A 13,349-nucleotide genomic window follows, 5' to 3' on the forward strand; every position below is an offset into this window, starting at 1 on the left:
GGCGTACGGGTGAGGGGAGGTCAGTCCTCCCACCAGGTACCGGAGAAGCCACCGGAGCGCTTGCGGCGGGCGCCGCCGAAGACGATGCGCAGGAACAGGGCGCCGGCGAGGACGACGCCGACGACCTTCAGCACGGTGATGGTCGCGCCCCACAGCGTGTGCAGGCCGGAGTCGATCGCGTCGACGATGTCGTTGCCGTACACCGCACCGACGGTGGTGACCGCGGCAACACCGGCGAGGTAGGTGGCGGCCTTGAGCTTGCGCCGGTTCCAGGTGAGCCACTGGGGCAGGGTGCGCCGCTCGCGCTCCATGAAGGCGGTGGGCAGCGAGGCCGGGTCGGGCGAGGCCGACATGGCCCGGCGCGGCGCGGCCGGCGGCGGGGTCGGCTGCTCGAGGGGAACGACCTCGCGGACCATCTCGGTGGAGCCGTCGGTGTTGGTCTTGTGGGTCTCGCGGACCGTGTAGCCGTCGGGGACGACGAAGGGGGCGATGCCCGGGGCGACGGGGCCGGGCTGTGGGATGTGCCGGCCGGGGGTGGTGTCGCTGAGGTCGGCGAGGAGAGCCTGCGCCGTGTCGTACTCGGACTTGCTGAGCCGGACGTTGCCGTCGTTCATGGGGTCACGCTTCCTTGTCTGAAGTGGTCGGGGGCTGCGGGGCGGTGCGGGGGTGGGCCAGCGCCCGCCGCAGCGGGCTGGTGGTCGCGGTGGAGGTCGGGTCCAGGACGGCGATCAGGAGGCGTCCGTCCGGGGCGGGGACGATGACCGGCTGGTCGGCGGCGGGCTGCTGCATCGGGTCGGCTACTCGGTGTCGGGGTTGACCGGGCGGGCGACGAACGGCAGGCGCTGTGCCCGGCTCACGTCGATCTCGGCGGCCCCGTACAGCGGGTCGGTGGGATCGCGCCAGAGGTTGCCGCCGTACGCGGGGTCCCGTTCGCGGAGCTGGTGGACGTACCCCCGGCACAGACGCGTGTCGTGGCCGCGGACCGGCCAGCCGGAGGTGGTCGCGCACCAGGTGCACGACGGATCGGGGCGCAGATGCCGGGCGATGACGTGGCCGAGCTGGGTCAGGCCGGCGCCGATGGCGAAGGACAACAGGACGACGAGGACGCCCATGGTCGAGAACCTTTCCTGGGTCAGAAGTTGATGGAGTGCAGCGCGTCGGCCATCGAGCTGAACGCGTTGGTGATGGAGGGGGCGATGCCGGTGGAGGCGAGGAAGAAGCCGAACAGCGTGGCGGCCAGGGCCGGGAGGGGGCGCAGGGTGCCCCCTCGCAGCATCACGATCACGATGATGAGCAGGAGCAGGACGGCGGAGACGGAGATGGCCATCGGTCAGTTCTCTTCCTTGATCTGGGCGAGGAGGGCGTTGAGGGCGTCGGGCTTGTGCAGCACGTCGCGGGCCTTGCTGCCGTCGCGCTCGCCGACGATGTCCCGGGCGGTCATCTGGTCCATGAGCCAGACCGCCTTGGCGAAGCCGACGCGCAGCTTGCGCTGCAGCATCGACGTGGACCCGAACTGGGTGGAGACGACCAGCTCGACGGCGTGGCAGAACAGGTCCAGGTCGTCGCCGAGCGGCTCGGCTCCGTCTTCGTCCTCGTCGTCGTCCTGCAGTTCGGCCGGCGCCGGGTGGTCGGGGTCGGCCCACACATACGGTGTCCTGGGTCCGCCGGGCTGCAGGACGCTCTCGTCGTTGGCGAACCACTTCGAGACGGCCTGCCGGCTGGGCGGCTTCTCCTCCGGGTACTGCTCCTCGAGCCGCTTCAGGCAGGCGTCGATGGTGATGCCGTCGGGCCCGGCGTCGCGGACCATCTCCATCACTTCGTCCTTGCGGGGGTGCTCGCGGGATTTGTCCTTCTCGGCCTCCTCCTGCGCCTGCTGGGCGCCGTGCTTCTCGGCGGCCTGCTGGGTGAGCCATTCGGCCTCGGCGAGTGCCTTGGAGATCGCGGCCTGCACGCTTGCCTCGTCCGGGCCGGGCGTTCCGGCCGGCGGGGTGGGCTGGCCGCCGACCGGCGGCTGCTGGCCCCCCTGGCCGCCGCCGTACCGCCGGAGGTAGTCCTCGGCGGACCCCAGAGGACCGAGGTCGCTGGGCAGGGTCCCGCGCCCGGTGCTTCCGTTGCCGGAACCGCCGGTGCCCGCGGGCGGCTGGACGGTCGGCGCGGGCGGCGCCATGGTGCCGGTGCCGCCGCCGTTCATGCTGGCGGAGGTGCCCGTGCTCGCCGAGCGCGGCGCGTCGATGCCGAAGGCTTCCAGCAGCCAGCCGATGCGCTCGGTGTCGGACCAGCGATCGCCGTAGCCCCATTTGTTGGCGATGGCGACGGCCTCGTCGTCCAGGTCGGGACGGATGTGGGCGCGGGCGACCGCCATCTCCTCGATGTGCGTGGAGTCCTCGTCGTCGTTGACGTACGCGAAGCGCCCCTTCTCCGGCGGCTCGGAGGGGTTCATGGCCGACGTCTTGATGTAGCAGGCGCCGTTGCCGGGCAGGGCGGCCAAATTCACCTGGTGGTAGAAGTCCGGGAAGACGTACTGGCCCTCGCCCTTCTTCCGGAAGCGCAGGCCGATCGTCGTGTCGTACTGGCTGTCGATTTCGCCGCCGCCCGTGTTGGGGCCGGTACCGCGCTGCACCACGTCGACGTAGTCGATCGCCGCCTTGCGGCCCTTCTTGATGCCGCGGGTCTTGGGCTTGGCGGCCATCGGCGACCAGGCCATCAGGTCCGAGCCTTCCTCGGTGATGACGATGATCGCGGGCTTGTCCGGCTTCGGGACGAGCTTGCCGCCCGGGGCGGTCTTCGCCCGCTGGTCCGCGACGTCGTGTGCCGCGTTGTACAGCCGTACCGCCTCGTCCTCGGTCGTGGCGATCCAGTCGATGAGCGGGCGGTCGATGACGTTGCCGTCCCCGTCCTTCCAGCCCTCCACCCACGGCCGCACCCACCGCTTGGCCGTGTGGCCGCTGGCCATGTCGATCATCCAGATCACCGCGTCGACGCAGCGCGTGAGGAGGGAGATCAGCACGTGCAGGGTGACGCTCTTGCCGGAGCCCTTCTGGCCCGCGATGAGCACGCTGTTCTGCCGCATCAGCAGTTCGATGGGCTCGCCCGACTCCAACATCCCGAGCGTGAGGGGCTCGTTGATGGTGATGGGGTGGTCGCTGGGGTCCAGCTCCACCAGCTCGGCGAGCACGTTGCGCGTGGACACCTGCAGGTACGCCCGGTCGGCCGTCTCGCCCGGCTTCAGGGTGAGCGCGCCGGCACGGACACCGGCCTTCATCTCCAGGCGCTTGAGCAGCGGCAGCAGGCCGTCGAAGTCGGTCTCGGTGAGCCGCAGCGTCAGCTGGAAGCCGTAGTTGGCCTTGTCCTTGCCCTCGACGAACACGCCGCGGGCGCCGACCGAGGCGAACATGTCCGCCCAGTCGGTCAGCGGCTTGGCGAGCGCCGCCTCCTCCTTCGCCCACTGCTCGGCGATCTCGTCGCCGCGCAGGTAGCGGTCGATGCCGTAGAACGGGGAGATCATCACCGTCATGGCGCCGAGCGCGGCGGCCGAGGCGAGCGTCCACGGGGTGCCGTGGGCGACCCAGTTCAGCCAGCCCGCCGCGGCGCCGGTCCAGATGCCGGAGAACGCGGTGTGGAACCAGCGGGCGCGCCTGGAGCGGCCCTCGCCGCCGGTGCGGATGAAGCGGGCGGTGGCCACGGCGATGACCCCGCCGACCGAGCCGATGCCGAGCATGTCCAGCGGCACGGTGTGGCCCTGGTCCTCGATTACGCCCAGGCCGACGCCATCGAGGTAGATGAACCCCGCGGTGAACAGCGGGGTCGAGACGACCCCGTGCACCCAGGGGATGACCTCGCGGTCTTCCTTCGAGCGGGCCATGGTGTGGAACTCCTTAAGGTCAGGTCGTGGTCAACAGCCGGAGAGGGAGCAGCGGAGCGGGAGCGCCCGGTCGGATCAGGCGGTGTTGCGGGACTGGTCCCACTTGGCGGCCTGGTAGCTGGGGTTTTCGAGGTTGTGGAGCTGCTCCTGGTGCAGCAGCCGGTACAGGAAGTGGACGGCGGTGATGGCGCCGCCCAGGTCGCGGAAGCGCTGGCCGGCGTCCCGGTGCATGGCGGTGACGGCCTCGTGGACGCGGAACTCCGACTCGGTGACGGTGGCGACCGTCTCCATCAGCTCGTAGAGGGCCTCCGCGAGCGGCGCGAGGTGCTCGATGGTCATCTCGTAGCCGAACATCGTCCCGGACGGGTGCAGCCGGATGTGGATCCCGGCGTCGCGGATGGCGCCGGAGGCCAGCAGCAACGGCATGACGTGGACGGTCGGGTCGGTCCACGCGAACTGCGGCATGACGTGCGCCCAGTTCTCGGACAGGTCCCACTTGCGGCCCTGCCAGGTGGGGTTCTCGATGTTGTCGAGCTGCTCGGCGTGGATCTCCCGGTACACCTTGTGAGCCGAGTCGACGAACGCGCCCAGCGCCAGGAAGTGGATGCCGATCGTGCGGTACTGGTTCGGGATCTCCGGGTTGACCTTGAAGTCGTCCTCGGTGACCTGCGCGATGTCGTGCATCAGGTGGCACATCGCGAACTCGAGGTGGCCGAGGTTCTCGATGACTGCCTCGTAGCCCTTCATGCTGTCGGCCGGCGCCGCCGCGAAGGCGGCTGCGGCCATCCGGATCGCGTCCGCCGCGTAGATGAGTGGATAGGCGTGGTGAACCGGGGCGTTGTCCACGGGTGTTCCTCCTGCGGTTCCTGCTGCGGTGGCCGGCGACGGCACGGGGGCGTGCCCGCCGGAAGTCGGTACGGGAGCGGCGGTGCCGCCTCCTGCGGTCGGGACCGGTCCGGCCTTCTTCGCGGCGGCCGGCGCAGGCAGCGGGCTGGCGGTGGCGGTCTTGTAGACCCACGCGTTCAGCCACGACCAGGTCCGCGAGACGTTGACGAGCTTGGCCAGCGGGCTGGTCGCCCAGTACAGGACCCGGGAGAGCGGACGCAGCCAGTTCGGCCCCATGGTCGAGAAACGGACCGTGCCCAAGAACGAGTTGAGGGAGAGGACCGCCCGGCCGCCCCAGCGCATCGCGTTGGCCAGGAGCTTCCCGCCGTGCCGGCGGGTGCCGCGGAACACCGCGCGGAACGGCGTCGCCACCTTGTTCATGCGGTGGCGAAACCTCGGGCTGCTGACCTTCCGGTACACCTTCCCGGCGGCGCTCTTGGTCTTCCGGATCGGGTTCCGCTTCCAGGTGTAGCCCGCGTGCCGAGGCGCCTTCGCCTTACCGACCTTGTGCTTCTTCTTGCCGGAGCCCTTCGGGCCCTTCGCGGCGCCCTTGCCCTTTCCCTTGCCGGCGGGCGAGACCTTGCCGGGCTTGCCCGGAGCGCCCTTGCCGGGGCCCTTGCCCGGGGCCTTCTTGCCGCCAGCGCCCGTGCCCTTGCCGGTGGGCGCGCCCTTGCCCGGAGCGCCCTTGCCCGCGCCCGTGGTGCCCTTGGGCGCCTTCTTGCCGCCCAGGTCCTTGATCTTCCCGGCCAGGGCCTTCGCGTCCTTGCCCAGCGCGCGCGAACCGTCGCTGAGACCCTCGAGCATCCCCTTGCCGCTCTTCCCCGGCACGGCAGAACCCTTGCCGCCTCCGGCGCCCTTGCGGTTCAGGTTGCCGCTCCCGGGCGTGCCGGGCCCCTTGCCGCCCGGGCCCTTGGAGCCGAGTCCCTTGGAGCCAGGCCCCCCGCCGCCGAACAGGCTGCCCTTCATGGGCTTCGGACCGGCGGTCGACCGGTTGCCGCCCAGGCCGCCCTTGTTGGAGCGCGGCGAGGTGTTCAGGCCGCCGGAGCGGTTGGAGGACGGGCGGTTCGGTCCCAGGCCGACAGGCTTGCGGGACGGGCCACCACCGGGGCCGGTCGTGCCCCTGGACCCGGCGCCGGAGCGCCGCGGGCCGCTCCCGCCGGAACGGTTCCCCGACAGACCGCCACCCGAGCGGCCAGCGCCGGTGCCCGTGCCTCCCCGGCGTCCGGCGCCCGTGCCGCGGCCCGGGCCGCCTCCTCCGGTGCCGTTCCCGGCCCGGTTGCGGCGGCTGGCGACCTGGGCGGCCCGGCGGCCGGCCCTGATGACCGCAGCCGTGGTCGCGGTGGCCGCGGCGGCCAGGATCGCGAAGATGACGATCGGCAGGCCGAAGACGTGGGCCAGCCAGCACACCGAGATCAGTCCGGTGATCACGCCGCCGGGGATCAGGACCCCGGCAAGGCTGCTGTCCTTCTGTGACGTAGAGCGACGGCGCTGCGTGCGCTGACCGCCCGGGTCCGTGGTCGCTGCCGCGCCCGACGCCTGGGGCGGTACGGCAGCAACAGGCGGCGGCGCGGTCGCCGTGGCCGCCGGCGGCGCCATGTCGAAGTCGGGGGTGCTCACGGGGTCTTCCTCCACATCAGGGGCGGCGAGGTGCGGTAACTGTGCGTGTCGGGCATGGCGTCAAGCCGGAGCGTCAACGTCAACGTCAAGGAGCCTCGTCAACGTCAATTCGTGCTGATCAAGGGGCCGTTTCCGGGGCCTGGGGCGGGGTTTGGAGCCCTCACGTCACGTCCGGGAGATAGACGTTGACGTTGACGCACCCAGCTTCACGTCACGTTCGGTTAGCGAAGTAGGAGAGGATGAGGACCGCGCCGATGACCGCCAGCAGGTGGTTGGCGAACCTCGACGAGATGCGCTGGCGGGCGACCGGGCGGTAGGCGGCGGAGAAGTCCCGCGTCCCGCGTGAGGCGTCCAGCGGCTGGCGCAGGCCCGCCGGGATGCCCTCGAAGGACGTCTTCCAACGCGTCGGACTGTCACGCTCCGTGAGGTCGGGAAGCTCGCCCGCCTGCAGGGCCATCTCGAGCGTGTTGAGGTCCCGGCGGGCGCGGTCGATGTTCCGCTGGATCCAGTCGTCCCTGTCGTTCACCGCGACGGTGCGCAGGATCTGGTCCAGGTGGTGGTGGACGGCGGCGAAGTGCGCGATCGCGGGAGTCTCGGTCAACGCGAACTTGGCGTCGACGCAGGCCATCTGACGGCCGTTGAGCTTGGGCGGCGGTACGCGCTCGAGCTGGGGGTCCATGCTTCCTCCTCTCGGGTATTTGTGCAGGTCAGGCGGTGCCGTTGTAGGCGTCGAGGGCTTCGAGCTGACTCCAGTCGACGCGGATCTCCAGGTCGAGCTCCTGGTCGCGGGCCCAGTTCTGGCCGTCCTTGTCGCCGGGCAGCCGGGTGGTGATCTCGGACTCCAGGCGGCGGGCGGCGCCGGTGAGGATGTCCCGGGCCTCGCGGACGGTCGTGGCCCGCAGGACGGTCCCGGTGGTGTCGTTGGTCATCGGTGACGGCTCTCTCTCGTTCTCGTGTTTTTGCAGGTCAGGGGGCTTGCCAGGTGCGGTCGTAGTCCGCGCCCGGGTTCTCGTCGTCGCCGGCCTGGAACTGTTCGTTGAGCTGCCGGGACTCGGTGATGGCCTGGATGACCGGGCCGAGGTCGAGGGAGATGCGGAGCTTGATCGGGGTGTTCCGGCGGGTGTCGTTCTTGATGAAGGGGTCGCCGGGGACGAGGGTCTTGAGGTGGGCGTCGATGAGGTTCGTGACGGCCTCGAGGGAGGTCTGGGCCTCCTGGGCGGTGGCGGCCTCCCACTCGTACTTCGGGGGGTCGACGAGGGTCATGTCCCTTGCTCTCCTTCGGTCTTGGTCTCGCGGGGTGGGTCTCGGTGCTGGGGCGGTCTCGGTGTCGGCCCCGGCCGGTGCGGGTCTCGCAGGGGTGTGTGACCGGGTCTCGCGAGACCCGGTCTCGGGGTCTCAGCCGTCGGTGCCAGTGGCGTCGGTCTCGGTCTCGAGGTCTCGGTAGGTGCGGTGTCCGGCCTCGTACAGGGCCCGGGCGTCGGCAAGCCGCTTAGCTGCGGTGGAGCGGGGGCAGCCGGTGATCTCCTCGGCCTCCCCCTTGGCGTTCTTCGGGCCGAGCTGCACCGTGTTCGCGCCGCCGCGCTCCCACATGACGTCCAGCAGGGCCTGGACTTCGGCGGCCTTGTCCCGCAGCCGCGAGACCTTCGCGGTACCGGTCTCGCGGGGGCGAGACCTGGGGGCCGTGGTCTCGCGAGACCGGGCCTGGGTGGTCTCACGAGACCTGCGAGACCCGCCCTGGCCGGTCTCGCGAGACCCGGTCTCGCGGGTCTCAGCGGTCTCGGTCTCGGTGTCCGTGCGGGTGTGAGACCCGGTCTCGGTGGTCTCGTGAGACCCGTTCGAGACCCCGGTCTCACCGGGGGGCAGCGCACGGCGGGTCTCGGTCTCGATCGCCTCGGTGTCCGAGACCGAGGTCTCGGGCGAGACCCGCTCGAGGAACTCGATCACCGGGATCGTCGTGGGACCGGCGTCGGGACCGGTGCGGTGGACGGTGACGACGTAGCGGTCCGCGTAGGCCGCTCCGGCGCGGCGGGCCTTGCGGTCCGCGAGGATGTGGCCGGCGGCGGTCCAGGCGGCTTCGGCGTTCGCCCACCGAAGCGGGTTGTCGATCATCAGGGAGCGGGCGGTCCAGGAGCGGACCGGGTAGCGGGTCCAGCGGCCCATGCCGAGGCTCGGCAGTGCCGGCGGGAGGTTCTTGTCCTCGCGCAGCTTGCGGCGGTGGACCAGGCGGGCGAACAGCTCCCACAGGACGACGCCGACCATCGACATGGCGCTGAAGGTGACCGCGCGGGGGGTGGCCGACCAGTCGTGGGAGTAGTGCCACCACTGCTGTACCGCGGCGCCGATCCCGAACAGCCAGGTGGCGATGCGGTACTCCCAGCCCTTGTCGCCGTCGCGGCGGGCCTGGTCGTACAGCCAGGCGCAGTACGCGGTCGTCATCTCGTACGCGGCGGCGTAGACCAGGGACGCGGCGAAGTTCCAGCCCAGGACCTTGATGGCGAAGCCGGACTGTCCGGTCCAGGCGACCACCATCGGCGCGATGATGGGCACGATGATCAGGGCTCGGACGGCGGCGGCCAGCAGGATCTTGCGCACCTTGTCGAGCGGGGTCGGCTTGCCCTCCTTGCGGGACTGACGGCGCTGCCGGGTCTGCTCGTCGAGCTGCTCCTTCTCCTTCCGCTTCTTGGTCCGCTGCCGGTCGGCCGCCTCGTCCTTCAGCCTCCGCTTCTCCAGCTTCTGGAACGTCGGGCTCAGGGCGCGCTCGAGTTCTGCGGCGGCCTTCTCCCGGTCTTCCTGAGCCTCCTTTCGCAGGTTGTCGGCCTCGGCGGTCGCCTCGGCGCGCTTGGTCCTGGCCTCCTGCAGGGCGGTGTCGGCCTGCGCGGTCAGTTCACGTGCCTGGTTCTCAGCCCGGTCGACGATGCCGGCGGCCTCCTCGTGGGCCCGGCTGACGAGCTGCTCGGAGAGCTTCTCCGCCTCCGTGACCGTCGAACGGGCCCCGGCGCGCAGCCGGTTGGCCTCGTCCTCGGCGGTCCGGCGGGTCCGGTCGGCGTCGTCCGTGGCGTCGGTGCGCAGCTGCGCCGCCTCGGCGGTGGCCGCGTCCCGGACCCGGTTGGCGGTCTGCTCGGCCTGGGTGCGCAGGGCCTCGGCGGTCTCCTGCGCGTGCTGGCGCACCCGCTCGGCCTCGGCCCGGATGGCCCCGGCCTCGTCCTGGGCGCGCTCCCGCTCGGCGGCGCCCGCCGAACGCAGGCGCTCGGCTTCGGCGGCGGCGTCGCTGCGGATCCGCTGGGCGTCCTCCCGGCCACGGGCCAGGGCCTGCTCCGCCTCCGTACGCAGCCGCGCCGCTTCGGCACGGGCCTTGTCCAGGACGGTGTCCGCCTCGGCACGAGCCCGGGCGGTCAGGTCCTCGGCCTGGCTTTTCGCCTCGGCCAGCAGGCGGTCGGTGGCCTCGGCGGCCTCGGACCGCAGACGGTCGGCTTCCTCGGTGGCGTGGGCGAGTCGCTCGGACGCCTCGGCGTCGGCGGTCGCCCGGGTCTCCTCGGCCGTGCCGGCCGCGTCGGTGCGCAGCGTCTCGGCCTCGGTACGGGCGTCGTCGAGCAGCTTCTGCGCGGCCTCCTGTGCGCGGGTCCGCAGCTGCTCGGCGTCCTGCTGGGCCTTGTTGTGCAGGGAGTTGGCGGTCTTCTCCGCGTCGGAGCGGAGGATGTCCGCCTTTTGCTGGGCCTCATCGAGCAGGCCCTGGACGGTGGTCTCCGCGTCCGTGGCGGCTGCGGCGACCTTGGCGGTGGCCAGCTTCTCGGCCTCGGCAACGATGCCGTCGGCCTTGGCGCGAGCCTCGGCCAGCAGCGCCGATTCCGGCGACGTGGTCGCAGCCGCCTTCGTCGCGGCGGTCTTCCTGCCACGCCTCGGGGTTTGGCTGTTGCGGTTGGCGGCCATGTCTGGCGGGGTCCTTTCGGATCAGCTGGCGGAGGTGTCTGGGTAGAGGGCGGGATGGTCAGAAGGCGATGGCGAGGCCGGCCGTGACGGCGAACAGCAGCCCGGAGAGCTTCAGCAGGACTCCGGCCCGGGCCAGGCACTGGAACTTGGCCTTCGCGATCGCGGAGAGCACGGCGAGTTCGGCGCGCCGGTCCGCTCCCGCTCCCAGCGCCTCGTCCAGCTCGGTTGCGGTGCAGCGGGAGTAGTAGATGAAGTTGGCGTTGGTGGTGCCGGTCAGCCGGGGCAGGACGACGTCCAGGAGCAGCCAGGTCGACACCCCGGCGAGGACCGAGGCGACCAAGCCCAGGGCGGCAACCCACCACGGCTGGCGCAGCAGGCTGTCGGCCTTCTCCGCGAGGGGGCCCGCGACGATCGCGACGCTGGCCAGCAGGATCGAGCTCTTCGTGTCGGTCCGGCTGATCTCGCCGCGCACCACGAGGAGTTCGGACTCGGTGTAGTCCGGCTCCGGCAGGCGCGCGGTCCGCTCCTGCTCCTCCAGCACGCCGGCGATCCGCTCGACGTTGCCGTCGACCAGCGTGAGCGTCTCGTTCACACCGGCCAGTTCCTGCGACACAGCGAGCACGCTGTAGGGCAGCGCGACCTCGTCGCCGTTCTGGATCGGCCAGCCGTGCTCCGGGCTCTTCCCGTCCAGCGCCTGGTGGGCGCGCTCCCGGTAGCGGTCGGCCTGGTCGGCCGGCGTCACCCGGGGCTGTTCCTTCATCGTGGTCATGGAGCGGTTTCCCTCTCGCGGATCGGAGCGGTCTGGGGTCGTGGAGTCAGGAGCGGCGGCCGGAGAACCGGACCCGGGACTTCGGCCTGGTGGCGACCACGACGGTGCGCGGGGTGCTGAGGTCGATGGCCCAGCAGTTCGCGGCGTGGTCGTTGGCCTCCTCCCGGGTGTGGGTGAGCTCCCGGGTGAGGTCCAGGTCGAAGAGGCAGCCGTGGCAGCGCCAGTTCGTCTTGCCGTGCCGCTGGCCGGTGATGTCGACGTACGAGCCGCCCCGGGTGCGGAACCGCAGGACCAGGTCGGCGGGCCGCTCGGGCTCGGCGGGCCGACGGCCCGGCACGGCCACGGCGGCCGGGGCCGGGTGGCCGGCCAGGTGCTGCGCGGTCTCGGTGCCGGACGGCGTCTCGGCGTCGCGGCGACGGCCGCGGAGGCGGATCCGGACCCGGCTCGCGTCGGTCATGGTCGGTGGTGTCCTTCCGTTCGGTGAGGCTGAGGTGACGGGCGGTGTTCGCGTCCGGGCGCACTCGGCCCGGGCGGTGGCGCTGTACACGAGGGGGTGGTGGGTGCGGGGCCCGACCGTTGTCGGCTCCAGCCGGGCCCCGCCGGGGAGGGCGGCTAGTAGGGGGTGCCGACCGCCGGGGCTTCACCGCGGCTGGCCTGTCGGCCGCCGAGGACGAAGCCGAGGACGGTGCCCATGACGAGGCTGATCACGAGGAAGACCCCGGTGAACCAGCCCAGGTGGGCCAGGGCAAGCCAGAAGCCGTTGACGAACACGTCGATCGTGGTGAGGACCGCGCCGGTCAGCGCCACGAGGATCACGAAGATCCCCGCGCCCTTGCTCAGCGGCGGCGCCTCGTCCACGTCGTCGTGACGCTTCTCCATCGGAACGGCCGGCATGGTCGGCGCGGCCGAGGTGTCGAAGCCGGTGGTGGTCATCAGCGGCCACCCCCCAGCGCGCGGGCCGCGAAGCCCAACACCCCGGACGTCGGGGCCGAGTTGCCCTCGAGGACGTGGAGGACCTGGTTCATCGTGTCCTCGCCGTCGCCCTGCAGCACGACCTCGCTGTACTCGACGGCGTTCCGGGCCAGCGCGACCCGCTCCGAGCCGGGCAGCTCGGCCGTCACCGAGTGGTGCGAGAAGTCCTTGACCAGGTCGCCAATCTCCGCGACCGCGTTCGTGCTGCCGGTGCCGTCACCGCCCAGGGACTTCAGGACCTGCGCGAGGTCCGCCAGGTCCCGGGGCTGGTAGGCGTGGAGCTGAGCGATCGCGTCGAGCAGCGGCCGAACCGCAGGGTGCACGTCCGCCTGGTAGGCCAGCGCGGCCCGCTCGGCAGCGGTGCGGGAGGAAAGGGAGGAGGAGGTCATCGCGTGGTCACCGCCCCGGTCTTGCCGTACGCGGCGACCTCGGCGAGGTTCGTCAGGACGTCGCAGTCCACGTCGGACAGCTCCCCGGGGCCCCCGTTGAGGGTCTCCCGGATCTCGTCGACGCTGCGGACCTGCACCGGCTTCGGCTCGATGACGTGGTCGGAGTTGGTCCACGTCATGGCGTGCACGGTCACCTCGCCGGTGCTCCGGCGGCGAACCTGCACCGCCCACGCGGCGTTGCGGCCCAGGGCCGCGGTCGCCTCGGCGCCCCGCAGGACCTTCAGCACCTCGAACGTGCCGGTCGGGTTGTAGTACGTGACGCCCTCGGTCCGGGGGCCGATCTCCTTCTGCACACGCTCGTCCGCGTCGGCGGACTGCACCATGGTCGCGACCATCATGCCGACACCACCTCGGCCTGCTCGATCCGGACGTCGGGCGAGGTGAAGACCAGGATGTCGATCAGCGCCATGCCGTTGGCGTCGGGGCGCCGGACCTTGCCGCTCAGCTCGACCTGCACGCCCTCGGTGCAGACGGACCACAGGTCGAGGTAGTGCTCGGTGTCGACGACGCACTGGGCCGATTCGCCGGTCGTGCCGGTCACGGTCACGATCGCGCGCCGGTCCTCGCCGTCGCCCAGGACCTGCACCGCCGTGACGGTGCCAGACGCGGACACCAGGGTGCCCGTCGGGACCATGTCCAGGTGCCGCGTGTCCGGGCCGAGGTCACCGAGGTACTCGACGACCAGGCGGCCGGGCCGGCGGCGAACCGGAAGGGCGGGATGGGTCGGAACGGGCTGCTCGGAGGTGGACTCGATTCCGCGCACCGCCTTGGTGTCCGCGGTCGTGCTTGTGCGATCCTTCATGGGGATCGGCCTCCCTGAGAGTGCAGGTGGGCGGTTCCTTTCTCGGCCGGTGGTAGGACACCTTCC

General features: G+C 71.6%; 16 protein-coding genes. All 16 read right to left on the reverse strand.

Annotated features, from left to right (window positions below):
* Positions 1 to 20: 20 nt before the first annotated feature.
* Positions 21 to 614, reverse strand: a complete 594-nt coding sequence (locus HUT19_RS42005; RefSeq protein WP_176188238.1) for a hypothetical protein — start codon at positions 612 to 614, stop codon at positions 21 to 23.
* A 4-nt stretch (positions 615 to 618) separates the two neighbouring features.
* Positions 619 to 789 (reverse strand): hypothetical protein, encoded by a 171-nt coding sequence (locus HUT19_RS42010; RefSeq protein ID WP_176188240.1) that lies wholly within the window; start codon positions 787 to 789, stop codon positions 619 to 621.
* An 8-nt stretch (positions 790 to 797) separates the two neighbouring features.
* Entirely contained in the window at positions 798 to 1,112 is a 315-nt protein-coding gene (locus tag HUT19_RS42015) for a hypothetical protein (RefSeq protein WP_176188242.1), read from the reverse strand.
* Between the two features lie 20 nt (positions 1,113 to 1,132).
* Positions 1,133 to 1,327 (reverse strand): hypothetical protein, encoded by a 195-nt coding sequence (locus HUT19_RS42020; RefSeq protein WP_176188244.1) that lies wholly within the window; start codon positions 1,325 to 1,327, stop codon positions 1,133 to 1,135.
* 3 nt (positions 1,328 to 1,330) lie between these two features.
* A complete protein-coding gene (locus HUT19_RS42025) occupies positions 1,331 to 3,862 on the reverse strand; it encodes a DNA translocase FtsK (protein ID WP_254886314.1) in 2,532 nt (843 codons plus the stop codon).
* A gap of 75 nt (positions 3,863 to 3,937) precedes the next feature.
* A complete protein-coding gene (locus HUT19_RS42030) occupies positions 3,938 to 6,364 on the reverse strand; it encodes a hypothetical protein (protein ID WP_176188246.1) in 2,427 nt (808 codons plus the stop codon).
* Positions 6,365 to 6,575: 211 nt separating this feature from the next.
* Entirely contained in the window at positions 6,576 to 7,043 is a 468-nt protein-coding gene (locus tag HUT19_RS42035) for a hypothetical protein (RefSeq protein ID WP_176188248.1), read from the reverse strand.
* Between the two features lie 28 nt (positions 7,044 to 7,071).
* A complete protein-coding gene (locus HUT19_RS42040; RefSeq protein ID WP_176188250.1) occupies positions 7,072 to 7,293 on the reverse strand; it encodes a hypothetical protein in 222 nt (73 codons plus the stop codon).
* Positions 7,294 to 7,330: 37 nt separating this feature from the next.
* Complete coding sequence (locus tag HUT19_RS42045; RefSeq protein ID WP_176188252.1) at positions 7,331 to 7,627, reverse strand: hypothetical protein; 297 nt, start codon at positions 7,625 to 7,627, stop codon at positions 7,331 to 7,333.
* A 132-nt stretch (positions 7,628 to 7,759) separates the two neighbouring features.
* Complete coding sequence (locus tag HUT19_RS42050) at positions 7,760 to 10,291, reverse strand: hypothetical protein (protein ID WP_176188254.1); 2,532 nt, start codon at positions 10,289 to 10,291, stop codon at positions 7,760 to 7,762.
* A 58-nt stretch (positions 10,292 to 10,349) separates the two neighbouring features.
* Positions 10,350 to 11,060, reverse strand: coding sequence for a Pycsar system effector family protein (locus HUT19_RS42055; protein WP_176188256.1), 711 nt, complete (start codon positions 11,058 to 11,060; stop codon positions 10,350 to 10,352).
* A gap of 46 nt (positions 11,061 to 11,106) precedes the next feature.
* Entirely contained in the window at positions 11,107 to 11,517 is a 411-nt protein-coding gene (locus HUT19_RS42060; RefSeq protein ID WP_176188258.1) for a hypothetical protein, read from the reverse strand.
* Between the two features lie 155 nt (positions 11,518 to 11,672).
* A complete protein-coding gene (locus tag HUT19_RS42065) occupies positions 11,673 to 11,993 on the reverse strand; it encodes a hypothetical protein (RefSeq protein ID WP_176188260.1) in 321 nt (106 codons plus the stop codon).
* Positions 11,993 to 12,421 (reverse strand): hypothetical protein, encoded by a 429-nt coding sequence (locus tag HUT19_RS42070; RefSeq protein WP_176188262.1) that lies wholly within the window; start codon positions 12,419 to 12,421, stop codon positions 11,993 to 11,995. The genes HUT19_RS42065 and HUT19_RS42070 overlap by 1 nt, the downstream gene beginning before the upstream one ends.
* A complete protein-coding gene (locus HUT19_RS42075; RefSeq protein ID WP_176188264.1) occupies positions 12,418 to 12,819 on the reverse strand; it encodes a hypothetical protein in 402 nt (133 codons plus the stop codon). Before HUT19_RS42075 ends, HUT19_RS42070 begins: the two co-directional genes overlap by 4 nt.
* Positions 12,816 to 13,283: a hypothetical protein gene (locus HUT19_RS42080; RefSeq protein ID WP_176188266.1), complete on the reverse strand. Its 468-nt coding sequence runs from the start codon at positions 13,281 to 13,283 to the stop codon at positions 12,816 to 12,818. Before HUT19_RS42080 ends, HUT19_RS42075 begins: the two co-directional genes overlap by 4 nt.
* Positions 13,284 to 13,349: the final 66 nt, after the last annotated feature.

Origin of the sequence: Streptomyces sp. NA02950 (genome assembly GCF_013364155.1) — a bacterium.
In the GTDB taxonomy this organism is placed as follows: Bacteria; Actinomycetota; Actinomycetes; order Streptomycetales; family Streptomycetaceae; genus Streptomyces.

Excerpts from the sequence above, each read along its gene's own strand:
- HUT19_RS42050 (WP_176188254.1), bottom strand. The coding sequence starts at position 10,291 with ATGGCCGCCAACCGCAACAGCCAAACCCCGAGGCGTGGCAGGAAGACC.
- HUT19_RS42065 (WP_176188260.1), bottom strand. The coding sequence starts at position 11,993 with ATGACCACCACCGGCTTCGACACCTCGGCCGCGCCGACCATGCCGGCC.
- HUT19_RS42040 (WP_176188250.1), bottom strand. The coding sequence starts at position 7,293 with ATGACCAACGACACCACCGGGACCGTCCTGCGGGCCACGACCGTCCGC.
- HUT19_RS42070 (WP_176188262.1), bottom strand. The coding sequence starts at position 12,421 with ATGACCTCCTCCTCCCTTTCCTCCCGCACCGCTGCCGAGCGGGCCGCG.
- HUT19_RS42005 (WP_176188238.1), bottom strand. The coding sequence starts at position 614 with ATGAACGACGGCAACGTCCGGCTCAGCAAGTCCGAGTACGACACGGCG.
- HUT19_RS42055 (WP_176188256.1), bottom strand. The coding sequence starts at position 11,060 with ATGACCACGATGAAGGAACAGCCCCGGGTGACGCCGGCCGACCAGGCC.
- HUT19_RS42045 (WP_176188252.1), bottom strand. The coding sequence starts at position 7,627 with ATGACCCTCGTCGACCCCCCGAAGTACGAGTGGGAGGCCGCCACCGCC.
- HUT19_RS42020 (WP_176188244.1), bottom strand. The coding sequence starts at position 1,327 with ATGGCCATCTCCGTCTCCGCCGTCCTGCTCCTGCTCATCATCGTGATC.
- HUT19_RS42015 (WP_176188242.1), bottom strand. The coding sequence starts at position 1,112 with ATGGGCGTCCTCGTCGTCCTGTTGTCCTTCGCCATCGGCGCCGGCCTG.
- HUT19_RS42025 (WP_254886314.1), bottom strand. The coding sequence starts at position 3,862 with ATGGCCCGCTCGAAGGAAGACCGCGAGGTCATCCCCTGGGTGCACGGG.
- HUT19_RS42035 (WP_176188248.1), bottom strand. The coding sequence starts at position 7,043 with ATGGACCCCCAGCTCGAGCGCGTACCGCCGCCCAAGCTCAACGGCCGT.
- HUT19_RS42075 (WP_176188264.1), bottom strand. The coding sequence starts at position 12,819 with ATGATGGTCGCGACCATGGTGCAGTCCGCCGACGCGGACGAGCGTGTG.
- HUT19_RS42080 (WP_176188266.1), bottom strand. The coding sequence starts at position 13,283 with ATGAAGGATCGCACAAGCACGACCGCGGACACCAAGGCGGTGCGCGGA.
- HUT19_RS42010 (WP_176188240.1), bottom strand. The coding sequence starts at position 789 with ATGCAGCAGCCCGCCGCCGACCAGCCGGTCATCGTCCCCGCCCCGGAC.
- HUT19_RS42060 (WP_176188258.1), bottom strand. The coding sequence starts at position 11,517 with ATGACCGACGCGAGCCGGGTCCGGATCCGCCTCCGCGGCCGTCGCCGC.